Annotated in this window: 21 protein-coding genes and 1 pseudogene; 13 read left to right on the top strand and 9 right to left on the bottom strand. The window is 72.4% G+C overall.

Annotated elements, in window-relative coordinates; translation table 11 throughout:
- Nucleotide 1 precedes the first annotated feature (1 nt).
- The gene (locus tag IE185_RS18675) at nucleotides 2-1,132 is read right to left on the bottom strand and encodes a DUF5937 family protein (RefSeq protein WP_138899139.1); all 1,131 of its coding nucleotides are present in this window, start codon (nucleotides 1,130-1,132) and stop codon (nucleotides 2-4) included.
- Between the two features lie 106 nt (nucleotides 1,133-1,238).
- On the opposite strand from IE185_RS18675, the gene IE185_RS18680 reads away from it, so the two are divergent.
- Complete coding sequence (locus IE185_RS18680; protein WP_138899138.1) at nucleotides 1,239-1,511, top strand: hypothetical protein; 273 nt, start codon at nucleotides 1,239-1,241, stop codon at nucleotides 1,509-1,511.
- On the opposite strand, the gene IE185_RS18685 is transcribed toward IE185_RS18680, so the two are convergent.
- Nucleotides 1,508-2,713, bottom strand: a complete 1,206-nt coding sequence (locus tag IE185_RS18685; protein WP_189715559.1) for a threonine aldolase family protein — start codon at nucleotides 2,711-2,713, stop codon at nucleotides 1,508-1,510. The genes IE185_RS18680 and IE185_RS18685 overlap by 4 nt on opposite strands.
- A gap of 140 nt (nucleotides 2,714-2,853) precedes the next feature.
- Between IE185_RS18685 and IE185_RS18690 the strand changes: the two genes are divergently transcribed.
- The 10 genes from IE185_RS18690 (at nucleotide 2,854) to IE185_RS18735 (ending at nucleotide 11,007) form a co-directional block, all read left to right on the top strand.
- Nucleotides 2,854-3,846 carry a Rossmann-like and DUF2520 domain-containing protein gene (locus IE185_RS18690; RefSeq protein ID WP_229843582.1) on the top strand — a complete coding sequence of 331 codons (993 nt, stop codon included), beginning with the start codon at nucleotides 2,854-2,856 and terminating at the stop codon, nucleotides 3,844-3,846.
- Nucleotides 3,843-4,907 (top strand): pantoate--beta-alanine ligase, encoded by a 1,065-nt coding sequence (panC, locus tag IE185_RS18695; RefSeq protein WP_138897623.1) that lies wholly within the window; start codon nucleotides 3,843-3,845, stop codon nucleotides 4,905-4,907. Before IE185_RS18690 ends, panC begins: the two co-directional genes overlap by 4 nt.
- Nucleotides 4,904-6,640 carry an L-aspartate oxidase gene (locus tag IE185_RS18700; RefSeq protein ID WP_138897622.1) on the top strand — a complete coding sequence of 579 codons (1,737 nt, stop codon included), beginning with the start codon at nucleotides 4,904-4,906 and terminating at the stop codon, nucleotides 6,638-6,640. The genes panC and IE185_RS18700 overlap by 4 nt, the downstream gene beginning before the upstream one ends.
- 2 nt (nucleotides 6,641-6,642) lie before the next feature.
- Nucleotides 6,643-7,635 (top strand): carboxylating nicotinate-nucleotide diphosphorylase, encoded by a 993-nt coding sequence (gene nadC / locus IE185_RS18705; RefSeq protein WP_138897621.1) that lies wholly within the window; start codon nucleotides 6,643-6,645, stop codon nucleotides 7,633-7,635.
- Between the two features lie 3 nt (nucleotides 7,636-7,638).
- Nucleotides 7,639-8,445, top strand: a complete 807-nt coding sequence (locus IE185_RS18710) for a type III pantothenate kinase (protein WP_138897620.1) — start codon at nucleotides 7,639-7,641, stop codon at nucleotides 8,443-8,445.
- A gap of 176 nt (nucleotides 8,446-8,621) precedes the next feature.
- Entirely contained in the window at nucleotides 8,622-9,188 is a 567-nt protein-coding gene (locus IE185_RS18715) for a hypothetical protein (protein WP_138897891.1), read from the top strand.
- A 14-nt stretch (nucleotides 9,189-9,202) separates the two neighbouring features.
- Nucleotides 9,203-9,388, top strand: a complete 186-nt coding sequence (locus IE185_RS18720) for a hypothetical protein (RefSeq protein WP_138897886.1) — start codon at nucleotides 9,203-9,205, stop codon at nucleotides 9,386-9,388.
- Nucleotides 9,389-9,492: 104 nt separating this feature from the next.
- Complete coding sequence (locus IE185_RS18725; protein ID WP_229843583.1) at nucleotides 9,493-9,999, top strand: BlaI/MecI/CopY family transcriptional regulator; 507 nt, start codon at nucleotides 9,493-9,495, stop codon at nucleotides 9,997-9,999.
- A 9-nt stretch (nucleotides 10,000-10,008) separates the two neighbouring features.
- Nucleotides 10,009-10,527, top strand: a complete 519-nt coding sequence (locus tag IE185_RS18730) for an amino-acid N-acetyltransferase (RefSeq protein ID WP_138897887.1) — start codon at nucleotides 10,009-10,011, stop codon at nucleotides 10,525-10,527.
- 144 nt (nucleotides 10,528-10,671) lie between these two features.
- The gene (locus IE185_RS18735; RefSeq protein ID WP_138897888.1) at nucleotides 10,672-11,007 is read left to right on the top strand and encodes a histone-like nucleoid-structuring protein Lsr2; all 336 of its coding nucleotides are present in this window, start codon (nucleotides 10,672-10,674) and stop codon (nucleotides 11,005-11,007) included.
- Here the strand turns inward: IE185_RS18735 and IE185_RS18740 are convergent.
- Complete coding sequence (locus IE185_RS18740) at nucleotides 10,986-11,576, bottom strand: SCO3374 family protein (protein WP_138897889.1); 591 nt, start codon at nucleotides 11,574-11,576, stop codon at nucleotides 10,986-10,988. The genes IE185_RS18735 and IE185_RS18740 overlap by 22 nt on opposite strands.
- Nucleotides 11,577-12,007: 431 nt before the next feature.
- Between IE185_RS18740 and IE185_RS18745 the strand changes: the two genes are divergently transcribed.
- Entirely contained in the window at nucleotides 12,008-14,536 is a 2,529-nt protein-coding gene (locus IE185_RS18745) for an ATP-dependent Clp protease ATP-binding subunit (RefSeq protein WP_138897890.1), read from the top strand.
- A 69-nt stretch (nucleotides 14,537-14,605) separates the two neighbouring features.
- Here the strand turns inward: IE185_RS18745 and dacB are convergent, their stop codons facing one another.
- On the bottom strand, nucleotides 14,606-16,240 hold the full coding sequence (dacB, locus tag IE185_RS18750) for a D-alanyl-D-alanine carboxypeptidase/D-alanyl-D-alanine endopeptidase (protein ID WP_189715596.1): 1,635 nt from the start codon (nucleotides 16,238-16,240) through the stop codon (nucleotides 14,606-14,608).
- 91 nt (nucleotides 16,241-16,331) lie between these two features.
- The gene (locus IE185_RS18755) at nucleotides 16,332-19,595 is read right to left on the bottom strand and encodes an NACHT domain-containing protein (RefSeq protein ID WP_189715561.1); all 3,264 of its coding nucleotides are present in this window, start codon (nucleotides 19,593-19,595) and stop codon (nucleotides 16,332-16,334) included.
- Nucleotides 19,596-20,015: 420 nt separating this feature from the next.
- Here IE185_RS18755 and IE185_RS18760 point away from each other — a divergent pair, with 420 nt between their 5' ends.
- The gene (locus IE185_RS18760) at nucleotides 20,016-20,726 is read left to right on the top strand and encodes a M23 family metallopeptidase (RefSeq protein WP_229843585.1); all 711 of its coding nucleotides are present in this window, start codon (nucleotides 20,016-20,018) and stop codon (nucleotides 20,724-20,726) included.
- Between the two features lie 47 nt (nucleotides 20,727-20,773).
- On the opposite strand, the pseudogene IE185_RS18765 reads toward IE185_RS18760, so the two are convergent.
- From IE185_RS18765 to IE185_RS18780, 4 genes and pseudogenes are all read right to left on the bottom strand, one after another.
- Nucleotides 20,774-21,211 (bottom strand): annotated as a pseudogene (locus tag IE185_RS18765) (TetR family transcriptional regulator); the annotation flags it as partial.
- A gap of 215 nt (nucleotides 21,212-21,426) precedes the next feature.
- On the bottom strand, nucleotides 21,427-22,752 hold the full coding sequence (gene cseC, locus IE185_RS18770; protein WP_138898898.1) for a two-component system sensor histidine kinase CseC: 1,326 nt from the start codon (nucleotides 22,750-22,752) through the stop codon (nucleotides 21,427-21,429).
- Between the two features lie 124 nt (nucleotides 22,753-22,876).
- Nucleotides 22,877-23,581, bottom strand: a complete 705-nt coding sequence (gene cseB, locus IE185_RS18775; RefSeq protein WP_138909310.1) for a two-component system response regulator CseB — start codon at nucleotides 23,579-23,581, stop codon at nucleotides 22,877-22,879.
- A 118-nt stretch (nucleotides 23,582-23,699) separates the two neighbouring features.
- Nucleotides 23,700-24,335: a hypothetical protein gene (locus tag IE185_RS18780; protein WP_138898878.1), complete on the bottom strand. Its 636-nt coding sequence runs from the start codon at nucleotides 24,333-24,335 to the stop codon at nucleotides 23,700-23,702.
- Nucleotides 24,336-24,347 lie beyond the last annotated feature (12 nt).

The following is a 24,347-nucleotide window of genomic DNA, read 5'->3' on the forward strand; positions in this document are numbered from 1 at the left end:
GCTAGCGCAGCACGCCCTCTAGGAAGTCGCTGCCGAGCCGGGACACCACCTGGAGGTCCAGGCCGTGCAGGACGTAGCGGCCGCGGCGCTGGGTGGTCAGCAGGCCGGCCTTGCGCAGGACGGTCAGATGGCGTGAGACCTCGGGCGCGGTGATGCCGTGCGACTCGGCCAGCTCGCCGGTCGTGTACGGGGAGCGGGCGAGGTTGCGGCACAGGCGCATGCGCATCGGGTGGGCCAGCGCCTCCATCCGCAGTTTCAGCAGCTCGACCGACGCGGGGCCGGGCAGTTCGGGCGCGCCGACCGGGTAGTGGATCACCGGCCGCCAGCCGGGCGCGTGCAGGATCGACAGATGCGGCCAGCCGAAACTCGACGGCACGAAGGTCAGCCCTGCCCCGACGTCCGGCTCGACGGCGCTGGTCCGGCCGTCGGCCAGCTTGTCGGCGTGGATACGGGTCCTCGCCCCGCCCGGGCCGCCGCTCGTCTCCAGCGTCAGCGCGGGGGAGACCGCGTGCAGGGCCTCCGCGAGGCCCTTGCGGCGCAGCACCTCGCCGTGGTGCCGCGCGGCGGAGGCCAGTTGGACCCGGGCGCGGCGCCAGGTGTCCGCGAAGAACGCCTGGTCGCAGTCCTCGAACAGGCGCCGCAGCCAGGCCCGTACGGACCCGGGATCGGCCAGCAGCCGGCGGGCGAAGTCCGTCTGCTTGGGCCCGCGCGCGGCGGCCAGGTCCAGCGCCCGGTCGCGCATCGCCGCGTCGACGAGCGGGGACGGGCTGACGCTGCCGTACGTACTGGAGCAGGTGAACTCCAGCGCGGCCGAGACGAACCGCTCGTCGTCCAGCCGGTCCAGCGCGTCCAGGTCCTCGGCGAGCGTCGCGCCCGTCCTGCCGTCGCCGCCGCGCACGCCGGCGAACGGCATGAAGACGTCCGAGAACGTGCTGCGCCACAGGAACTCCGCCTCGCTCATCCGGTCCGCGAGGTCCGGCTTCAGCGACGCGGCGGCCGCCGTCGCCCAGCCGTGCAGCCCCGGGTGGTGGCCGGGCTCGGACAGGGCGTGCAGGGCCATGCCGAGCTCCGCCAGCGGGGAGGTCTCGAAGACGACGCGCTCGGACGGCAGGCCGGTGATGTCGATGGACACGCTCATGGCCCCATCGTGCCCGGTGCCGCCGACAGCCGGACCGCCGATTGACGGGGCTCGTCAAACGAAGCGCGTCGCGGGGCGCCCGGCGCGCAGGGTGGGTGACATGAACGCCACTCAGCAGCACATGCTCGATGTCTACCGCGCCGCTCAGTTGGGGCACCCCGCACCGCCGGCGCCCGGCCAGGGCGACTGGCAGGTGGTCCGGGAGGTACGCGACTACCAGCGCCTCGGGGCGACGGCCGCGGGCCGGCCGCCCCGGCTCGGCCGCCTCCGCGCCACCCTGGCCGGCCTGTTCGCCTCCGCCACCCGTAGCCGGGGCGCACGGGCCGGGCGCACCCGGGCCGTGGCCGGCTCCGGGTCCGGGGCGTGCGGCTAGGGAGACGGGCGCGGGCCGCCCGCCGTGGGCCCCGCTCCTGCCTCCTGCCCCTGCAACCGCCCCGCGAAGTCGGCCACCGCGTACAACACGTCCCGCCGCGTCCACTCCAGACCGGCGGCCGCCACCGTCACCTCCGTGACCGCCACCCCCGGCGGCGCGTCCTCGAACCACCTGCGGAACAGCGCCACCCCCGTCTCCTCCGCCTGCCGCACCGCCGCCTCCGTCAGGAGCTCCGCGCCGTACGGCAGCCAGACCTGGAACTGGTGCGTGTGCGGCGGCTCCGGACGCACCCGGAACCACGGCACGCCCGCCGCGCGGAAGCCGTCCGCGAGCGCCGCCGCGACCACCTTGGCGTGGGCGACGTACTCCGGCAGCCGGGGCAGCTCCCGCTCCAGGCCCAGCAGGGCGGAGAGGGCCGCCGGGTACTGCTGGAAGAGCTGCCCGCCGTACCGGTGCCGCCACACCCGCGCCTCAGCGACCAGCGAAGCCGGTCCCGCGAGCGCCGCCCCGGACATCGCGCCCAGGGACTTGTAGAACGACACGTACACGCTGTCAGCGAGCTCCGCGATCTCCGGGAGCGTACGGCCGAGATGAGGGGCGCACTCCCACAGCCGGGCGCCGTCGAAGTGCACCACCGCGTCCCGTTCCCGCGCGGCGTCGACGACCGCCGTCAGCTCGTCCCACGACGGCAGGACGAAGCCGGCGTCCCGCAGCGGCAGTTCCAGCATCAGCGTGCCGAACGGCTCGTCGCAGGCGCGCACTTCGTCCGCCGTGGGAAGCCGGTGCGCGGCCGTCGGATGCGTCGTGCGCAGCCCGCTCACCACCGACAGCGCGCCGCCCTCGTGCACCTCCGGGTGCGACAGCGGATGCAGCGCCACCGTCGCGTTGCCCGTACGCCCCGCCCAGCACCGCAGCGCCACCTGCTGCGCCATCGTCCCGGTGGGGAAGAACGCCGCAGCCTCCGTGCCCAGCGTCCGTGCGACGCGCCGCTCCAGCTCGGCGACGATCCCGTCGCCGTACACGTCGGTCCACTCGTCCAGGTCGTACACCCCGGTCGCCGAACCGGCGTCCGCCGCCGCCGCGAGCGCCGCCAGCCGCTCACCCACGGTCGACTCCACCGGGGCGCGCCACAGGGTGCGCTCCGCCTTCCTCCACGCGGCGAGCCTGCGCCGGCGCCCGTCCTGTTCGCTGCCGTCCGTCATCGGACGATCATCGCGTACCGTGCGGCCTCTGCCCACAGCCTGTGGACAGCGAGGCGATCGCACGAAACGCTGGCGTAGCATGACCAGAAATCGTCCGGTACCCCCCGCGGACTGGAACGGAAGGCCGTCCCCGCGTGAACGTGAACGCACCACACGCAGCACACGAGTCCCTGGACCCCAGGGACCGCCCCGCCCGCCTCACCGTGGGCGTGGTCGGAGCGGGCCGCGTCGGCCCCGCGCTCGCCGCCGCGCTGCGGCTGGCGGGCCACCGCCCGGTAGCCGTCTCCGGCGTCTCGGACGCGTCCGTGCGCCGGGCGGCGACGCTCCTGCCCGACGTCCCGCTCGTCACCCCCGCCGAGGTGCTGGCCCGCGCCGAACTGGTCCTGCTGACCGTTCCCGACGACGCCCTGCCGGGGCTCGTCGAGGGGCTCGCGGAGACCGGCGCCGTACGGCCGGGGCAGCTCATCGTGCACACGTCCGGGCGGTACGGAACCCGCGTCCTTGAGCCCGCCCTGCGCGCCGGCGCGCTGCCCCTCGCCCTGCACCCCGCCATGACGTTCACCGGAACGTCCGTCGACGTGCAGCGGCTCGCGGGCTGCTCCTTCGGCGTCACCGCCCCCGAGGAGCTGCGCCTCGCGGCCGAGGCCCTGGTCATCGAGATGGGCGGCGAGCCCGAGTGGGTCGCCGAAGAGGCGCGCCCGCTCTACCACGCGGCCCTCGCCCTCGGCGCGAACCACCTGGTCACGCTGGTCGCCCAGTCCATGGAGCTGCTGCGCACGGCGGGTGTCGAGGCCCCCGACCGGATGCTCGGACCGCTCCTCGGCGCCGCCCTCGACAACGCCCTGCGCTCCGGCGACGCGGCCCTCACGGGCCCGGTCGCGCGCGGGGACGCGGGAACGGTCGCCGCGCACGTCGCGCAGTTGCGCGAGCACGCGCCGCAGGCCGTCGCGGGATACCTCGCCATGGCCCGTACGACCGCCGACCGCGCCCTCGCCCACGGGCTGCTCAAGCCGGAGCTGGCCGAGGACCTGCTGGACGTACTGGCCGACGGGGGCAGGCCCGACTCGGGCAGGCCGGAGACGGGCAGGCCCGACGACGACGCGCCCGACGGGGCCGGGAGAGACGACCGATGAGCGCCGCCTTCGAGCTGGTCCCCACCCGTGAGGACCTCCAGTACGTCCTCGCGCACTTTGCCGCCCCCGGCCGCACCGCCGTCGTCATGACCATGGGCGCCCTGCACGAGGGCCACGCGACGCTGATCCGCGCCGCGCGCTCGCACGTGGGGCCCCGGGGCTTCGTCGTCGTCACCGTGTTCGTCAACCCGCTCCAGTTCGGAGCGGGCGAGGACCTCGACCGCTATCCGCGCACCCTCGACGCCGACCTGGCCCTCGCCGAACGCGCCGGTGCGAACGCCGTGTTCGCCCCCTCCGCCGACGAGGTGTACCCGGGCGGCGCACCGCAGGTCCGTATCACCGCGGGACCGATGGGCGAGCGGCTCGAAGGGGCGTCCCGCCCCGGCCACTTCGACGGCATGCTGACCGTCGTCGCCAAGCTGCTGCACCTGACCGGGCCCGACGTCGCGTTCTTCGGGCAGAAGGACGCCCAGCAGCTCGCCCTGATCCGCCGCATGGCGCGCGACCTGAACTTCCCCGTCGAGATCGTCGGCGTGCCGACGGTCCGCGAGGAGGACGGCCTGGCCCTGTCCAGCCGCAACCGCTACCTCGCCCCCGGCGAGCGCCGCACCGCGCTCGCCCTCTCGCGCGCGTTGTTCGCCGCCCGCGACCGGCTCATCGCGCTGGAGGCCCTGCACGCCCGCGCGCTCGCCCAGGGCGCGCCGACGACCCCCGCGCGGGTGGCGGCCCTCGCCGGCCTCGGCGAGGCGCGCGCGGCGGCCGACGCGCACGCCGTGGAGCAGGCCGGCCACGCCGACCTCAGCGGCCCGGCCGCCGTCCGCGCGGCCGCGGCCACCGTCCTGGACGAGGCGGCGCGCCTGGAACCGCCGCTCGCCCTCGACTACGTCGCCCTCGTCGACCCGTCCGACTTCACCGAGGTGCCCGACGCCTACAGCGGCGACGCGATCCTCGCCGTGGCCGCCCGGGTCGGCGCCACACGCCTCATCGACAACATCCCGCTGACCTTCGTCCACCAGAGCGGCGACGCAGGCGAAGTCCGCGAGCAGGGAGCCCCGGCATGACCCGCACCGGTATACGGCTGAAGGCCCCCGCCCCCGGCTGGACCGTCGACGCCGACGTCGTGGTCGTCGGCTCCGGCGTCGCCGGCCTGACCGCCGCGCTGCGCTGCACCGCCGCCGGCCTGCGCACGGTCGTCGTCACCAAGGCCCGCCTGGACGACGGCTCCACCCGCTGGGCGCAGGGCGGCATAGCCGCCGCCCTCGGCGACGGGGACACGCCCGAACAGCACCTCGACGACACACTCGTCGCGGGCGCGGGCCTGTGCGACGAGGAGGCCGTACGGGCCCTGGTCACCGAGGGCCCCGACGCCGTGCGCCGACTGATCGACACCGGCGCGCTCTTCGACACCGACCCCGAGTCGGGCGTCATCCAGCTCACCCGCGAGGGCGGCCACCACCGCCGCCGCATCGCGCACGCCGGCGGTGACGCCACGGGCGCGGAGATCTCCCGGGCGCTCGTCGAGGCCGTACGGCTCGCGTCTGTCCGTACGATCGAGAACGCCCTGGTACTGGACCTGCTGACGGACGCCGACGGACGTACGGCCGGTGTCACCCTGCACGTCATGGGCGAGGGCCAGCACGACGGCGTCGGCGCCGTCCTCGCTCCGGCCGTCGTCCTCGCGACGGGCGGCATGGGGCAGGTCTTCTCGGCCACCACCAACCCGTCCGTCTCCACCGGCGACGGCGTGGCCCTCGCCCTGCGCGCGGGCGCCGAGGTCTCGGACCTCGAATTCGTCCAGTTCCACCCGACGGTGCTCTTCCTGGGCGCCGACGCGGAGGGCCAGCAGCCCCTGGTGTCGGAGGCGGTACGGGGCGAGGGCGCCCACCTCGTCGACGCGGACGGCGTGCGCTTCATGCTCGGCCAGCACGAGCTGGCGGAGCTGGCCCCGCGCGACATCGTCGCCAAGGGGATCATGCGCCGGATGCGCGAGCAGGGCGCCGAGCACATGTACCTCGACGCGCGGCACTTCGGCGCCGCCATGTGGGAGTCCCGCTTCCCCACCATCCTGGCGGCCTGCCGCTCGCACGGCATCGACCCGGTCACGGACCCGATCCCGGTGGCCCCCGCGGCCCACTACGCGTCCGGCGGCGTACGGACGGACCTCCACGGCCGTACGACCGTCCCGGGGCTCTACGCCTGCGGTGAGGTGGCCTGCACGGGCGTGCACGGCGCGAACCGGCTCGCCTCCAACTCGCTCCTGGAGGGCCTCGTCTTCGCGGAGCGCATCGCCGAGGACATCGCGGCCCACCCCGCCTCTCCCGGCCCGGCGGTACGCGGCGAGGAGGCCCCCGGGCCGCTCCTCGACCCGGCCACCCGCATCGAGATCCAGCGGATCATGACGGCCGGCGCCGGAGTGCTGCGTTCCGCCGAGAGCCTCGACCACGCGGCGACGGCCCTGGAGGCCCTGTACCGCAGCGCGGCCGCCGAAGCGGACCACCGCGACGGCGGCGACACGGGTGACGGCGACGGCGCCAAGGACGCCGAGCCCGGTGTGGACGCCTGGGAGGCCACCAACCTCCTCCTCGTCTCGCGCGTCCTGGTCGCCGCGGCCCGCGCCCGCGAGGAGACCCGGGGCTGCCACTGGCGCGAGGACCGCCCCGACCGCGACGACGACTGGCGCCGCCACCTCGTCGTACGGCTCACCCCGGACCGCACCCTCGCCGTGCACCGCACCGCGACCGCATCGTTCCCGCCCGTAGGACCCGGCCCCGTACCAGCTCAGAGGGAGCAGTAACCGTGAGTACGCCCGACAACCCCCAGCTCCTGCCGACCGCCTCCGGCGGGTGCGGCGACGCCTGCGGCTGCGGCGGTGAGGAGACGTACGAACTCGACACCGCCGAGTGCGGCCTCGACCCCGACCTGGTGCAGCTCCTCGTCGCGTCGGGCCTCGACCCGCTGGAGGTCGAGGACATCGCGAACGTCGCGCTGGCCGAGGACCTCGCCCACGGCGTGGACGTCACGAGCGTGGCGACCGTCCCCGAGGAGGCCGTCGCGACCGGCGACTTCACGGCCCGCGAGGCCGGCACCGTCGCGGGCCTGCGCGTCGCCGAGGCGATCCTCTCCGTCATCTGCACGGACGAGTTCGAAGTCGAGCGGCACGTCGAGGACGGCGACCGCGTCGAGGCCGGGCAGAAGCTCATCAGCGTCACCACCCGCACCCGTGACCTGCTCACCGGCGAGCGCAGCGCGCTCAACCTGCTGTGCCGCCTGTCGGGCATCGCGACGGCCACACGCGCGTGGGCGGACGCCCTCGAAGGCACCGGCGCCAAGGTCCGCGACACCCGCAAGACGACTCCCGGGCTGCGCGCCCTGGAGAAGTTCGCGGTCCGCTGCGGCGGTGGCGTCAACCACCGGATGTCCCTCTCGGACGCGGCGCTCGTCAAGGACAACCACGTGGTCGCGGCGGGCGGCGTGGCCGAGGCGTTCACGCTGGTGCGCAAGGCGTTCCCCGAGGTCCCGATCGAGGTCGAGGTCGACACGCTGGCCCAGGTGACCGAGGTTTTGGAGGCGGGCGCCGACCTGATCCTCCTGGACAACTTCACCCCGGAGCAGACCCGCGAGGCGGTCGCTCTCGTGGGCGGCCGCGCGATCCTCGAATCCTCCGGCCGGCTGACCCTGGACAACGCCCGCGCGTACGCGGACACGGGCGTCGACTTCCTCGCCGTCGGGGCGCTCACGCACTCCTCCCCGATCCTCGACATCGGCCTCGACCTGCGCGAGGCGAAGTAACCCATGCTGCTCACCATCGACGTCGGCAACACCCACACCGTCCTCGGCCTGTTCGACGGGGAGGAGATCGTCGAGCACTGGCGCATCTCCACCGACGCCCGCCGCACGGCGGACGAGCTCGCCGTACTCCTCCAGGGCCTCATGGGCATGCACCCGCTCCTGGGCGACGAACTGGGCGACGGGATCGAGGGCATCGCGATCTGCTCGACCGTGCCGTCCGTGCTGCACGAGCTGCGCGAGGTGACCCGCCGGTACTACGGCGACGTCCCCGCCGTGCTCGTCGAGCCGGGCATCAAGACGGGCGTGCCGATCCTGATGGACAACCCGAAGGAGGTCGGCGCCGACCGCATCATCAACGCGGTCGCGGCGGTCGAGCTCTACGGCGGCCCGGCGATCGTCGTGGACTTCGGCACGGCGACGACCTTCGACGCGGTGTCGGCGCGCGGTGAGTACACGGGCGGTGTGATCGCCCCGGGCATCGAGATCTCGGTCGAGGCGCTCGGTGTCAAGGGCGCCCAGCTCCGCAAGATCGAGCTGGCCCGGCCGCGCAGCGTGATCGGCAAGAACACCGTCGAGGCCATGCAGTCGGGCATCGTCTACGGCTTCGCGGGCCAGGTCGACGGCGTCGCGCAGCGCATGGCCCGTGAACTCGTGGGCCCCGACGGCGACCCGGACGACGTGACGGTCATCGCCACGGGCGGCCTGGCGCCGATGGTGCTCGGCGAGTCCTCGGAGATCGACGAGCACGAGCCGTGGCTGACCCTGATCGGCCTGCGGCTGGTGTACGAGCGCAACGTCGCCCGGATGTGACCCCGGCGGGCCGTCCGCCGCGGTGAGTGCGGTGGGCCGCCCGCCCCGGCCCCGGCCTCGCCCCACTCCGCTCACGGTCGGGCGCTCGCCGCGCCGCCATAGATCAATTAAGCAGATTTTGTCCGTTTAGCGCGTATTGTCACCACATGCCCACGCCCTACGGATCCCGTGGCGGAATGGCGTTCGGCGCGAACGAGCTGCGTGTGCTCCGACGCGCCCTCGCCATCGCCCTCCATCCCGCGTCACTTTCCGACGAAGACGTCCAGGACTGCCTGCGCCTCGCCGGCGCCCTGGACGAGGCGGTCCGCGAGGCGGACCGGCTGCGCGCGTTCCTCCTCGCCGACCTCGCCCGCTACCGCGACGCGCTCCCCGCGGCCGCCGGCGGCTATCTGGGGCTGCTCCAGGACGCCCTGGCCGCCGGCTATCAGCCCGTCCCCGAGGACCTCGTGGCCCTGCGCGGGCTGCGCGGCACGCCGACGGGCGCCGCGCTCCTCGACCGCTGCCGGGCCGTGGCGGAGCAGTCCGTACGGGCGCGCCTGGCCGGCCGCAGCGCCGCGCCCCTGCCACGCACCCGGCTGCTGGCCATCGCGGGCGGCCGCGCCCCGGCCTCCGACGAACCGCCCAAGCCCAAGCAACCGGAGCCCTCCCGCGATCCTTTGGAGCGCCCTATGCCGAAGCCCTCCGAGGTCTTCCCGCCGCGCAGACGCCCCGAGCCCCCGCGCGAGCAGAGGGCGGCGGGGTAGCTACCCTGGACGGCATGGACTACGTTTCCGCGCTCCTGCCCCCCGTGGTGATGGCCGCGTTCTTCATCGCTCTGGTCACGACGATCGTCAAGACGCAGGGCGGCTCCAACAAGGCCAAGGAAGACGCGGCCGTGGACGCCACGCTCGCCCGGGCCGAGAGCGCCCGCCAGGCGGGCCGGCCCAACCCCGGCGACGCCTGACAGGCACCGCGCTGCACGAGGGCGTACGGCTCATTTCGAGCCGTACGCCCTTTTCGCTGCGCAAATAACCAGCCATCACCGATTTCTCCTACTATGGTGGCGCTGTGCCTCGCCAATTGGGAGAGCTGGAAGACGTCGTCATGACGCGCGTGTGGCAGTGGAACCGACCGGTCACCGTCAGGGAAGTCCTGGAAGACCTTCAGAAGGAACGGTCCATCGCCTACACCACCGTCATGACCGTAATGGACAATCTCCATCAGAAGGGCTGGGTCCGCAGGGAAGTCGAGGGCCGCGCCTATAGATATACGGCTGTCTCCACCCGCGCCGCCTACTCGGCCGCACTGATGAACGAAGCCTGGTCGACGAGTGACAACCCCGCGGCGGCCCTTGTCGCCTTCTTCGGCATGATGTCGGCGGAGCAGCGGGATGCACTGGAAGACGCGATGCGCGTCGTTCAGCGCACCGATCCCGTGGCGGAACCGGCGGCAGAAGCGGAACCCGCCCCGGAACCAGCGGGAGAAGCCGCCGGAGAAGTCGTGGGAGAACCGGCCGCGGAACCCGCCGCCGGCCCCGCGGAGGGTGCCGGGGGTCCCGAGGGCCCGGGGCGATAGCGTCGACGTATGCCGTCAGAGCAAAAAGCCATCACCGTCCGGCGGGCGAGGACCAGTGATGTGCCTTCCGTACGCCGTCTCGTCGACACGTACGCGCAGAACCGCATCCTGCTCGACAAAGCGAACGTGACGCTTTACGAGGACATCCAGGAGTTCTGGGTCGCCGAACGCGACGAGGACGCCGCCGTGATCGGCTGCGGCGCGCTGCACGTCATGTGGGAAGACCTCGCCGAAGTGCGCACTCTCGCCGTCGATCCCTCCTTCAAGGGCGCCGGAGTGGGGCACCAGGTGCTGGGCAAGCTGCTCCAGACCGCGCGCTGGCTCGGCGTGCGCAAGGTTTTCTGCCTCACCTTCGAAGTCGACTTCTTCATGAAGCACGGCTTCGTGGAGATCGGAGAGGCGCCGGTCGACACAGATGTGTACAGCGAGCTGCTGCGTTCCTATGACGAGGGCGTTGCGGAGTTCCTCGGTCTCGAACGGGTGAAGCCGAACACCTTGGGCAACAGCCGGATGCTTCTGCACCTGTGATCGCCGGAAGCCGCCAGAGCCCTATGTCCGAAACGCGCACGTTTCCCGTCTTCTCGCGGTACTGAACCTCCGCCGGGGGTTTGTGTTTTCCAGGGAAAAGCGGTTTCCTTTCCGCGTACTGCATTTTCGATGAAAGGAAATCCGGTGGCGCAGAAGGTTCAGGTCCTTCTTGTCGATGACCTCGACGGCGGCGAGGCGGACGAGACCGTGACGTTCGCTCTGGACGGCAAGACCTACGAGATCGACCTCACCACCGCGAACGCGGACAAGCTCCGTGGCCTGCTCGACCCGTACACCAAGAGCGGCCGGCGCACCGGTGGCCGTGCGGCTTCCGGTCGCGGCAAGACGCGCGCCGCCACGGGCGGCAACCAGAACACCGCCGAGATCCGTAAGTGGGCCAAGGCGAACGGCTACAACGTGAATGACCGCGGCCGCGTCCCGGCCGACATCCGCGAGGCCTACGAGAAGGCCAACGGCTGAGCATTCGCGTGAGCGGAATTCGTACGCGACAACCGGGCCCGGTGGCATTCCGTCGCCGCCGTGCCCACAAGACGTACGAGATCGGGTGTTTCCCCACGGCACCCGAGTCCGGCGAAGGCCGGCAGGGTCGGTTCCACCTCGTGCCGCGGCTCGGGGGGCCGCAGCCATACGGCGGCCCCCTGCGCGCCGGCCCAGCCCGGCGGTGAGGGCGCGGTCATCCGCCCGCCCGCGCCCAGGGCCCGCAGATCGAGGGCCACGCCGCCCCACTCCAGCCAGTCGAGCAGGCCGGGCAGCTCCTCGGCGCTCCCGGCTGCCACCAGCAGCCGCATTCGCCGCCCCATGAGCGCCGCGGGACCCGTGAGCCCCGCGTGACGCCGCAGTACGGCGAGACCCGCGTCCGCGGGCAGCTCCAGGACGTCGAAGCGCAGGCCGGTCAGCAGCCGCACCGGAAGACCCCGGGCGCCCGCCGCGGTGGCCCAGCCCAGCTCGGTCTCGTACCACTGCGCGATACGGTCTTCGAGCGAGGGCTGCGACAGCGGCGTGCGCGGGGGCGGAACCGTGGGCGTCATGTCCGGACCAACTCCTGAAACGCTCCGGAGTTACGCTGCGTGGGCGACCGACCGCGCTGCGTGGCCGACGCGGGGGCGTGCGGAGGCATTCGGCGGCGCAAGGATGTTCGCCCGTAGCTGAGGGAACTGGCGCGCGCCGCATGGAGTGTCAGTGCTTACGGGTAAGACATTCCTAGTGGGAAAGGGTCGACACGCCTGCCGGACCGTCTCACGTTCGCCATCGGCGTAGTGGCTGTACGGGTATCTGCTTGGCCTGCGGGAACATCGTCTCCCACCATCAGGTTGGAGCAGGTGTCGGCTGTTCGGGGCAGGAGGCCAAGGACGGGTGTCGGCAGTTGGAATGAGCTGTCCTGCCCAGCGGGACTAGCATGCGGAAGGACAGGGAGGGGACCGACCCCTAACTGCCTGACCGCTCTGAGGAGCGATTAACGATGTTCGAGAGGTTCACCGACCGCGCGCGGCGGGTTGTCGTCCTGGCTCAGGAAGAAGCCCGGATGCTCAACCACAACTACATCGGCACCGAGCACATCCTCCTGGGCCTTATCCACGAGGGTGAGGGTGTCGCCGCTAAGGCCCTGGAGAGCCTCGGGATTTCGCTCGAGGCGGTCCGCCAGCAGGTGGAGGAGATCATCGGTCAGGGCCAGCAGGCTCCGTCCGGTCACATTCCCTTCACCCCTCGTGCCAAGAAGGTCCTGGAGCTGTCGCTCCGCGAGGCCCTCCAGCTCGGCCACAACTACATCGGTACGGAGCACATCCTGCTCGGCCTGATCCGCGAGGGCGAGGGCGTCGCCGCCCAGGTCCTCGTGAAGCTGGGCGCCGACCTGAACCGGGTGCGGCAGCAGGTCATCCAGCTGCTCTCCGGCTACCAGGGCAAGGAGACCGCCGCTGCCGGCGGCCCGGCCGAGGGCACGCCCTCGACCTCGCTCGTCCTGGACCAGTTCGGCCGCAACCTGACGCAGGCCGCCCGCGAATCCAAGCTCGACCCGGTCATCGGGCGCGAGAAGGAGATCGAGCGGGTCATGCAGGTGCTGTCCCGTCGTACCAAGAACAACCCGGTCCTCATCGGCGAGCCCGGCGTCGGCAAGACGGCGGTCGTCGAGGGCCTGGCGCAGGCCATCGTCAAGGGCGAGGTGCCCGAGACCCTCAAGGACAAGCACCTCTACACCCTCGACCTCGGCGCGCTCGTCGCCGGTTCCCGCTACCGCGGTGACTTCGAGGAGCGCCTGAAGAAGGTCCTGAAGGAGATCCGCACCCGCGGCGACATCATCCTGTTCATCGACGAGCTCCACACCCTGGTGGGTGCGGGCGCCGCCGAGGGCGCGATCGACGCGGCTTCGATCCTGAAGCCGATGCTGGCCCGTGGTGAGCTCCAGACCATCGGCGCCACGACGCTCGACGAGTACCGCAAGCACCTCGAGAAGGACGCGGCCCTCGAGCGCCGCTTCCAGCCGATCCAGGTGGCGGAGCCTTCCCTCCCCCACACGATCGAGATCCTCAAGGGCCTGCGTGACCGTTACGAGGCGCACCACCGCGTGTCCATCACGGACTCGGCGCTGGTCGCGGCCGCCACCCTGGCCGACCGCTACATCTCGGACCGCTTCCTTCCGGACAAGGCGATCGACCTGATCGACGAGGCCGGCTCCCGGATGCGCATCCGCCGGATGACCGCGCCGCCGGACCTCCGCGAGTTCGACGAGAAGATCGCCGGTGTCCGCAGGGACAAGGAGTCCGCGATCGACTCGCAGGACTTCGAGAAGGCGGCTTCCCTGCGCGACAAGGAGAAGCAGCTCCTCGCGGCCAAGGCCAAGCGCGAGAAGGAGTGGAAGGCCGGCGACATGGACGTCGTCGCCGAGGTGGACGAGGAGCTGATCGCGGAGGTCCTGGCCACGGCCACGGGCATCCCGGTCTTCAAGCTCACCGAGGAGGAGTCGTCCCGCCTTCTGCGTATGGAGGACGAGCTCCACAAGCGCGTCATCGGTCAGAAGGACGCCATCAAGGCCCTCTCGCAGGCGATCCGCCGTACGCGGGCCGGTCTGAAGGACCCGAAGCGCCCCGGTGGCTCGTTCATCTTCGCCGGCCCGTCCGGTGTCGGTAAGACCGAGCTCTCCAAGACGCTCGCCGAATTCCTCTTCGGCGACGAGGACGCGCTGATCTCCCTCGACATGTCGGAGTTCAGTGAGAAGCACACGGTTTCCCGTCTCTTCGGTTCTCCCCCCGGTTACGTGGGATACGAAGAGGGCGGACAGCTCACCGAGAAGGTGCGCCGCAAGCCGTTCTCCGTCGTTCTCTTCGACGAGGTCGAGAAGGCCCACCCCGATATCTTCAATTCCCTGCTCCAGATTCTGGAAGACGGTCGCCTGACCGACTCCCAGGGCCGGGTCGTGGACTTCAAGAACACGGTCATCATCATGACGACCAACCTCGGGACCCGGGACATCTCCAAGGGCTTCAACCTGGGCTTCGCCGCCCAGGGCGACGTCAAGACCGGCTACGAGCGGATGAAGAACAAGGTCAACGAAGAGCTGAAGCAGCACTTCCGCCCCGAGTTCCTCAACCGTGTGGACGACACGGTCGTCTTCCACCAGCTGACCGAGGAAGACATCATCCAGATCGTCGACCTCATGCTGGCCAAGGTCGACGAGCGCCTGAAGGACCGCGACATGGGCATCGAGCTGAGCTCGGAAGCCAAGTCGCTGCTCGCGAAGAAGGGCTACGACCCCGTCATGGGCGCCCGGCCGCTGCGCCGGACGATCCAGCGGGAGATCGAGGACATCCTGTCCGAGAAGATCCTCTTCGGTGAGCTGCGTCCCGGCCACATCGTGGTCGTCGACGTGGAGGGCGAGGGTGAGGCGAAGAAGTTCACCTTCCGTGGCGAGGAGAAGTCGGCTCTGCCCGACGTCCCCCCGATCGAGCAGGCCACGGGCGGCAGCGCCGGCCCGAACATGTCGAAGGACGCGTAACCGCGACCTGAGCATCTGAAGGGGTGGCCCCGGAACGAAAGTTCCGGGGCCACCCCTTTCTCGCGTTGCTCAGCAGGGGGCGGGCTTGCGCCAGGAGCATTCGAGGGACGCGTCGGCCGCCCCGGCGGGCGGAGCGACGGCGCGGGGAGAGGTGGGGCGTACGAGGGTCGTGCGGGTCTCGGTGGAGGAGGCGAGGGTGGTCACGATCGCGTCCTCGACGCTCTTCACGGACGCCGCCAGGTGGTTGTTGAGGACGATGCTGAAGACCAGCTCGCGACCGCCCGCGTCCGTGACGTATCCGGAGAGCCCGGAGGCGCCCGTCAGGGTGCCCGTCTTGGCGCGGGCGTTCAGGGCGGCGGGGGTCTTGCACATCCGGGAGCGGAGGGTGCCGCCGATCGCGCGGTCCGGGTCGCAGGCGACGGGGAGGGACGCGTACCAGTCGGCGTACCAGGGCGCGGTGCGCACGGCGAGGAGGAGCTTGGCGAGCTGGGCGGCCGGAATGGTGTTCATGCGGGACAGGCCCGAACCGTCGACCTGCCGGAGCGTGGCCGTGTCGACGCCTTCCTTCTTGAGGTACGCCGAGATGCCGGCCAGGCCCGCGCTCCAGGTGCCGTCGCCGGTCGTCTCGTAGCCGATGGTCTTGGTGAGGGCCTCGGCGTGCATGTTGTTGGACAGCTTCATGAAGGGGCGCACCAGTTCCTTCAGCGGCATGGAGGTGTGGGTGGCCAGGGGCTTGGCGTCCTTGGGGGTGGGGCGGCCCAGGCGGGTGGGTCCGGTGACGCGTACGCCGTGGCTGTTCAGCGCGTCGGCGAAGACGGCCGCGGCGTAACCGGTCGGCTCCCAGACGCTGACCCACTCCTTGGCGGGGGCGGCGCCGACCGGGATCTCACCGGTGACGACGACCGTGTTCGAGCCGTGCTCGCGTTCGACGGTGAGCGTCCGGGGCCGGCCGGCGGGGACGGTCGTCGCGCGGACGTCGAGGTCGACGTAGTCCGTGCGCGGGGTGAGCCGGAGCGTGGGCTCGGCCCCGGGCTCGGCGCCGGGGGACGCCTCGACGATGACCGAGCCGGCGTCGTAGTCGGTGTCCGGGGCGACGGTCAGCGCCGAGATGGGAGCGGAGTAGTACGACGATTCGTCGTCGGCGGCCCAGGAGCGGCCCAGGCGCTGGGTGTCGAAGCGGGTGTCGTCGGCGACGAGGCGGCCGGTGACGCGCCTGATGCCGGAGGCGGCGACCTGGCGGGCGAGTGCGTCGTAGTCCGCGGCGAGGGCGGTGGGGTCGCCGGTGCCGCGCAGATAGAGGTCGCCGCGCAGGACGGAGCCCCGGCGGGTGCCGGTGGCGAGGGCGTCCGTGCGGTAGCGGTAGTCGGGCCCGAGGACGGCCATCGCGGCGGCGGAGGTCGGCAGCTTGGTGTTGGAGGCGGGCATGAGGCGGTCGGAGCCGTCGCGCTGGTAGAGCGTCTCGCCGGTGGCGGCGTCGGCCACGACGACGCTCGCGGCCGCGCCGTCGAGGCGGGCGTCGGTGAGGATGGTGTCGATCGCGCCCTTGATCCCGGAGTCGGAGGGCCCGGCGACGGTCGCGCCGGACGAACTCCAGGCCAGCGCACAGGCCACCACGACGGCCAGCGGCCACGTGCGGGGTCGGGTGCGGGGGCGGGCGGGCGTGCGGGTGGCCGTGGGGGCGGAGGCGCTGTGCGAACGGAGCATGCGGCGCGGGGCGCGGATCACGGGTCTGCTCATGGCACAGGAGCATCCCGGACGGGCGCGGCGGGGGGAAGGAGGCGCGTGCCGGGCGTGGTCAGTCGACGGTGACGGCGCCGAGACCGGTCACCTCGACCGCTGGGCCGAGTACGTCCAGGCCCCGGAGCCGGCCGCCGCGGTTCCCGAACGGGACGGAGAGCCGCCGCAGGCCGGGCAGCGCGGCCAGGGCCGGCACGTCCAGGTGCTCGTCCGGCGAGGTGACGGTCAGCGTGTGGAGCGCGGGAAAGAGCCGGGTGACGGTCCGCACGACCCCAGGGGGGAGGTCCCCGCGCAGGATGAGCTGGCGGACCGACGGCGCCGTGAGGGAGCCCGGAGCCGACGCCAGGGACGCGGCGTACAGGTGCAGGAGCCGCAGGTCGGGCAGGAGCGCGATCTCCCGCCAGTCCGCCGCGCTGTGCGGGCCGCCGTGCTGTCCGAGGGTCAGCACCTGGAGCCGCTGGAGCCTCCCGAGCCCCTCCAGGCCGCCGGGCAGCGTGCTCGCCGGCTTCAGGCTCACATCGGTCAGCGGCGCGGCGGCGGGCAGGCCGGACACCGGTGGGAGGCCGGCGCCGCCGAGGCGCACGGTGGTGAGCTCCCTCAGCGACGACAGGACGCCGAGGTCCCCTCGGCGGACGTCGTCCAGGTAGAGGGAGGTCAGCCGGGTGCCCTCCAGCGCCGATAGGTCCGCGAGCGCCGGACAGTCGGAGACGTCCAGGTGGCCGAGGCCCTCCTGACCCCGGAGAAACGCGAGGGACGTGAGGTTGTCGTTCTCCCGGATCCTGACGCTCTCCAGGGCGGTCGTACGCGCGTACGCACGGAGCCCGTCCGCCGCGAGGCCGCCCCTGGCTTCGAGCCACGGGCGGCCGCCGAGCCAGGTCAGGGCCGTCAGCTGTGCTTCCGAGGTGACCGTGAAGAACAGACCGCGCGGGTCGAGGTGGGCGATGACCTCGTCCGCGTACTGCTCCGTGTCGAACCGGCCCCAGGACCAGACCAGTTGGGAGCGGACCGCGTTCGCCGGGTGCGCGCGGAAGCGGGCCAGGAACGGGATCGCGGCATCCGAGCCGACGTGGGAGGCGGCGATGACGACGAGCGCCGCCTCGTCGTCGTCCACGCCATCGGGTCCCGGCAGCAGGTCGAGGATCATCGGCCCGGCGGCGGCGAGTTCGCGCGCCGACGGGGCGTCGGCAGGGGGGATCAGCGCCGCCGCGCGGCTCTCGACCTGCCGGCGTACGGCGGGGTCGAGTTCGGCGGCGTGTTCCAGGCAGGCCGCGGCCAGGAGGTGGACGCGGGCCCGGCCTGTCGCGTCCGTGCGGCAGTCGCCGTACGCGAGGAGATCGGTGAAGAGCTCCGCGCGCTCGCGTGGCCGCGCATGGGCCACCGACATGCGGACGACGTCCTCCCACTGGTCGTCCGCCGCGTGCTCCACGAGCACCCCGAAGTCGCCCGCGTCCACGGCGGCCCGTGCGCCGAGGAAGTCCTGGAAGGTGCGGTGGACGAACTCGACCGTCCCCGGGCCCGGTTCCCGGAGCAGTCCGCTGCGGTGCAGGAAGTGGTCGAAGACCGCGCGCGCGTCGCCGACCGCTGCCATCTCCGGGACGGCGGGGAGGCTGTCGGCGATGACGCTCTCCGCCCGCGAACGGTCCATCTCCGTACGGCCGTTGCGGATCAGCCAGTACGCGAGGCGCTGGAGCAGCTGGATCTGCGGCTCTTCGCGCAGTTCCGGTACGCCCATGTCCCGCTCGCGGTCGCGGCGCACCAGCAGCATCGACAGAGCGGCCGTGTAGAGGTCCTTGCGGCCGAGCGGCAGGAAACCGCGGCGGTCGCGGTGCAGGGCGCAGATCAGGCCGCACAGCAGGGGGTTGGTGGCCAGGCGGCCCAGGTCGGCCTTCGTGCGTACCGCCGCCAGGAGCTGGTGCTCGTACCCGCTCAGGGCCGTGTCCTCGTCCGGCGAGCCGGTTCGCGCCGCCGCGTGCCAGCGCCTGATGAACGCCGCCACGTCGGCGGGGCGCATCGAGGAGAGGGTCAGTTCGGTGAAGTCCTCGTCGGCCAGCCAGTCCTCCCGTACGGCCGAGGGGCGGGACGTGACGAGCCAGCGGTTGCCCGGGTAGGCGTCGATGAGGTCGGTGAGCCAGGCGCGGGTGCGGGCGCGCTCGGTGTCCGGGATCTCGTCGATGCCGTCGACGAGCACCAGTCCGCGGCCCGCCGCCAGGACGCGCGCCTCCCAGCCGGCCGGCTGTTCCCCGGCCAGCGGGGAGCCGACCGCGCCCAGGAAGTCCTTGGGGGCCGGGAGGCGCTCACCGTGGCGGGTGAGCGTGCGCAGCGGGAGGACGAAGGGGACGCGGTCGCGGAGGTACGCCATCCGCTCGTCCAGGTCCTGGCGGGCGGCCGACACCGCCAGCCACTGGACCAGTGTGGTCTTGCCGGAGCCGGCCTCGCCGCGCAGCAGGACGCGGGCGTGGGCGGCGAGGGCCTGGTCGGCGGGGCGGGGGGCCGGGGCGACGGTGTTCAGCTGATCGACCGCGGCCCGCAGGGCGTCTTCCGCGGCGATGGACGAGGGCGGGACCCAGCCGCCCCCTTCCTGCGCCGCGGCGTAGGACATGGTGGTGGTCTCCGAGCGCCCGGTCGCCTCCAGGCTCAGGTACGCCGCGTCCAGCGGCCACCTCCCCGGCGAGTTGCTCAGGTCGATGCCGAAGATCGTCAGCTTGCTGTGCCGCTTTGCCACGTACGCCAGGTAGCGGCGCTCGAACGCCGCGTCCTGCGCGCCCGGCAGCGGGTGCCGGGCGACCAGCTCGTCCATCTTCGCGACGAGCTCGCCCTGCTGGCGGCTCTGTGCGACCAGGGTCGCCGCGACGAAGGTCGAGCGCTGGGTGAAGAAGTGCAGGATGTGCAGGCAGGTGGTGTCGAGGAGGCGCTCGTAGAAGTACGTCGCGTCGGCCGACAGGTGGCGCTCGGGGCCGCCGCTCTCCCGGCGCAGCCGGCGGGCCAGGGCGATGTGGCCCAGCTCCACGGCCTCCACGTCGCTCAGGGTGAGGTCTCCGAGGGCGTACAGCGTGGTGGTCAGCGCCTCGACGACGGCCTCTTCCTCGTCGGCGGGGAGCGGCCGCTCGCCCGTGCGCAGGGCCTGGCGCACCAGATCGGCGGCGAGTTTGCGCAGGTCGGCGCGGGTCAGGGTGCGCTTTTCGCCCGTGAAGGACACGTACCCCGCCAGGCGGACCGGCTTGTCGACCAGGCCGGCGCCCGGTCCCTCCGCCACGAACAGCTTCCTGACCAGCGGTCCGACCACGCTCGATGCGAGTCGCGTACCGATTGCTGCGGCATCCACGCGCCGTCCCCCCGGGGCCTGTGCAGTCCAGTGGATCAGCGTATCGGGGGGTCTGGCGGTGACAAGGCGCACACGCGTTTTGGGGTCTACGAGGGGGCCTAGTGCTCCTGGGCCCCTCCCCGCGAGGGACCTTCGGGCCATGGGGGACGGGACCTTCGGGGGTGGGGGGAGCAGGGGGCGGGGGCCGGTGCGGGTGGCCGGATCCAGCCGCTCTGGCGTGGGATTAAACCGCACGAAGTGGGGTTATTTCGCTACTTCCGCAGGCTTCGGTAGTTGAAGTCAAGAGTCGAATAGTTGATAGCGTTTATACGACCATTGGTAGTAGATAGGCCATTTTGGGTGCCGGGGGAGCGCGGGTTACCAATGTGAAGCCAGCCCGGCGGACTGCCGGGTTCACTCACTCCCGGAGGTTCCCCCCGCATGACGAAGTTCGACATGTTCTCCCGCGCCCGCTCCTCGTCCGTCCGTACCCGCCGCAACGCCGTCGTGGCCGCCGGGCTCGGCGCGTCGATGATGCTCGGCACGGCGGGCGTGGCGTTCGCCGCCGAGGGGACCGCCGCATCGGGCGTCGAGAAGCAGGCCCAGGTTCAGGCCAAGGCCGCCGCGAGCGCGAAGAAGGCCGCTGCCGACGCCAAGAAGGCGGCCGACCTGAAGAAGGCCGCCGCCAAGGCGAAGGCAGCGGACGCGAAGAAGGCGAAGGCCAAGAAGGCCTCCTCCTGGCAGAAGCCCGTCAAGCGCTACTCGCTGAGCGCGACGTACGGCAAGGGCGGCGGCATGTGGGCCAGCAAGCACTCCGGCCAGGACTTCGCGGTTCCGGTCGGCACCCCGGTCGACGCCGTGCACGGCGGCACCGTCGTGAAGGCGGGCCCGAACGGTGGCGGCGACGGGCCGGCGTACGGCAACGCGATCGTGATCAAGCACTCCAACGGCACGTACTCGCAGTACGCACACCTGTCCAAGATCCAGGTGACCCCCGGCGAGACGGTCAAGACCGGCGAGCGCATAGCCCTCTCCGGCAACACTGGAAACTCCAGCGGCCCGCACCTGCACTTCGAGATCCGTACGACGCCGAACTACGGCACGGCGATCAACCCGGTCTCGTTCCTCCGTGCCGAGGGCGTCAGCGTCTGACCTCCCTCAGCGGCCGGCCGCGCCGACGCGTGATCCGCTGATCCGCGTCAGCGCGTGACCCCCGGAGCCTGGCCGTGTGCCTGGCTCACCAGATCGATGGCGACCTCGAGAGCGGCCTTGCGCTTCTCCTCGGGGTCGCCTTCGGCGTCCCTGAGGACGAACATCCCCGCGTGCATCGTGAAAAGCGCGCTGACGCAGCGGACCTGGTCGGTCAGTACCGCCTGCGGGTCCTTGACCAAGTCCAGCAGGACGAACATGCGCTCCTTGAACGTCTCGCCGATACTCAGGTCGCGCATCGTGGCCTGGTTCTCGTGCATGAAGCGGAAGAGGGGGGCGGCGGCGGAGAGGGCCAGGCTGTAACGGGTCAGGATCTCCTTCTTCGTCTCCAGGGTGCGCGGCTGCTCCTGCCCCCAGGCGATCAGCTCGTCCATGGGCCTCGTGAGGTCCTGGAAGAGGCTGATGATGATGTCTTCCTTGGTCTTGAAGCGGGACCGCAGCCGGGGCCGGAGGCCGGTGCCGACGGCGCGGACTCCGCGCGGTCGAGGGTGAGGGAAACCGCCTGAGCCGGTCGGCCAACCTGACACGCGTCACGGCCCCCGGCGTCCGCGCCGGGGGCCGTGACGCGTGCTGGGGCCTTGTGCCTACTGCCGCCCGGAGCCGCCGTACGGGCGGTCCACCCTCGGCGGCGGTGGTGCAGCCGCTAGCGGCGTGAGCGCGGCCGCGGCCCCGACCGGGGCCCGATGCCGGGCAGCTGGACGACCGGGAAGCTGCCGGTGGCGGTCGGCGCGTGCTCCGGCAGCCACAGCACCGCGATGGCGCCGCCGTCCTGGTGGGCGTTGCGGAACGTGAGCCGCGCCCCCAGGACCCGCGCCTGGCCGGTGGCGATCGTCAGCCCCAGGCCGTGCCCGCGCCCCGCCCGGTCGCTGCTGCCCGTACGGAACCGGCTCGGCCCCTCCTTCAGCAGCGCCTCGGGGAACCCCGGCCCGTGGTCCCGGACCCGTACGACCCGCCCCTCGACCGTGACCTCGAAGGGCGCTCTGCCGTGCTTGGCGGCGTTGCCCAGCAGGTTGCCGAGGATGCGCTCCAGGCGGCGCGGATCGGTGTTCACCCACGACTCGTGCACCACACGCACCACGGCGTCCGGGTGCAGGAGCGCCACCCGCCGGCTGACGAACTCCCCGAGCGCGATCTCCTGGAGCTCCGCCCGCTCCGCCGCGCTGTCGAGCCGCGCCACCTCCAGTACGTCCTCGACGAGCGTGCGCATCGCCTGCGCCCGGTCCCGTACCAGCTCGGAGGGGCGGCCCGGCGGCAGCAGCTCGGCCGCCGTGAGCAGGCCGGTGACCGGCGTGCGCAGCTCGTGGGCGATGTCCGCCGTGACGCGCCGCTCCGCTTCGAGCCGCTCCTGGAGGGCGTCGGTCATGGCGTCGACGGCGCGCGCCAGCTCGTCCGTCTCGTCCCGTACGACGCCGCCGACGGCGTCCCGTACCCGCACCTCGGTGTTGCCCTGGGCGACCTTGCCCGCCGCCGCGGCCGCCTTGCGCAGGCGGCGCGAGAGCTGGCCGCCGATCAGGACGCCGAGCGCGCAGCCGCCGAAGACGACCGACACCGACCCGATGACCAGGGCCCGGTCGACCTCGTCCATGATCGCGGCGCTGCGGTCGGTGAACCGGGTGTGCAGCGACAGCACGTCGCCGTTGCCGAGGGGCGCGGCGGCCCACACGTCGGGCACGCCGCCCGGCCGGTCCGAGACGAAGGTGGCGCGGCGGCCGTTCGCCACGCTCGCCTTGAGCTCCTCGGGCAGGGCCGGGTCGTTGAGCTTGGTGCCGAAGCGGGGTTCGCGCGACGACTCGTACCACCGCTGGGCGAACTGGAGGCGCTCGATCTGTACGTCGCGGGCGTTGTCCAGCATCGAGACGCGGGCGGCGTTGTGCACGACGAGACTGAGCGCCACGGCGATGAGCGCGCCGACGGCCGCGATGGCGATGCTGATCTTCCAGCGGACGCCGGTGCGCAGGGCTAGGCGCATGGTGCGGGGGTCCCGTTCTGTGGGCGGCCACGACCGGGAAGCGAGGCGTCGGCACGGCCGGTGACGCGGCCGGCGGCACCGCCGGGAACGCAGCCGACGGCCGGGGCCGGGACGGGCGGCACCGTCATGCCTTCAACTTGTAGCCGAAGCCCCGGACCGTCTCGATCCGGTCCTGGCCGATCTTGGTGCGCAGGCGCTGCACATGGACGTCCACGACCCGGGTGTCCCCGCCCCACCCGTAGTCCCAGACCCGCTCCAGCAGCTTGTCGCGCGACAGGACCGTGCCCGGCGCGGACGAGAACTCCAGCAGCAGCCGCATCTCGGTCGGCGTCAGCCCGACCGGCCGGCCGCCCCTGCGGACCTCCATGCCCTCGGTGTCGACCTCCAGGTCGCCGAAGACGAGCAGCCCGCCGTCCGGCGACGCCCCGTCGTCGTACGACCCGCCCGCCGGCCCGCCCGCGTGCCCGAAGCGGCGCAGCACCGCCCGGATGCGGGCCACCAGCACCGCGCCGTCGAAGGGTTTCGTCACATAGTCGTCGGCCCCGGCCTCCAGGCCGAGCACGACGTCGATCGAGTCGGCGCGCGCCGACAGCATGATCACCGGCACGGTCGACTCGTCCCGGATGCGCCGGCACAGGCTCACCCCGTCCAGGCCCGGCACCATCACGTCGAGCAGCGCGATGTCCGGCCGGTCCCTGCGGAACGCCTCCAGACCGGAGAGCCCGTCGGGCATGGCGGTGACAGTGAAGCCGTCGCGCTCCAGCGCGAGCTGGGTCGCCTCGCGAATGACGTCGTCGTCCTCCACGAACAGGACATGGGTCTCGGCCATCCGCTGCTCTCTGTCCTCTCCGGTGCCCGGTCTCGGGTCGCGGGCTGCTCGTTCTCGGGCTTCTCGTTCCGGGACCGCGCGCCCGGGTGTCGCGGTCGTACTGCCGGGGCCCGGCCGCTCAGTCGCCGGACGGGACGGTCGTGGCGGGCTGCGACCCGTCCACGTCGCCGTCCCCGCCGACCGCGCGGCTGAAGTCGTTGTGCACCTGGTCGCGCACGGTGAACCTGCTCCCCGTCCACCGGTACGTGATCACTTCCTCGCCGGACGGGTACGCCATCGGGTCGTCCGCCGCGTACACCGGCTTCGTCAGGACCAGGTCGCCGCGGTCGATCTCCGCGTAGACCGCGGGGGCCTCCGCCGCGAAGACATTCTGGTACGCGTCCCCGTTCTCGCGGTACACATACGTCCCGACGCCCACAGCGTCCCCACACGTCATCACATTCACCACGACGTCGTTGGCCGGCCCGCCGGTGAGCTTCCCGTACGACGTGTCGACCGGGTACTCGTCCCTGACGCAGGGCTTCAGGTCCTGCTTCACCGTCTCGCTGACCTTGGGGTCACGCCGCAGCAGCGCCACCGGGTCCACGCGCTTCGCGGCGGGCGGAGCCGCCTCGCCCACCGAGGGAGTCGCCCTGGCGACCGGGTCCGTACGCGCCGGACCGGCGTCCCGCGCCCCCGTCCCCCCGGCGTTGCACGCCACCACGAACAGGCCGACGGCGGCGACGCCGGCCACCGCCGTGCCGCTCGCCGCCACTGTGAACCTGCC

It is taken from the genome of Streptomyces chryseus, assembly GCF_014650755.1.
GTDB lineage: Bacteria > Actinomycetota > Actinomycetes > Streptomycetales > Streptomycetaceae > Streptomyces > Streptomyces chryseus.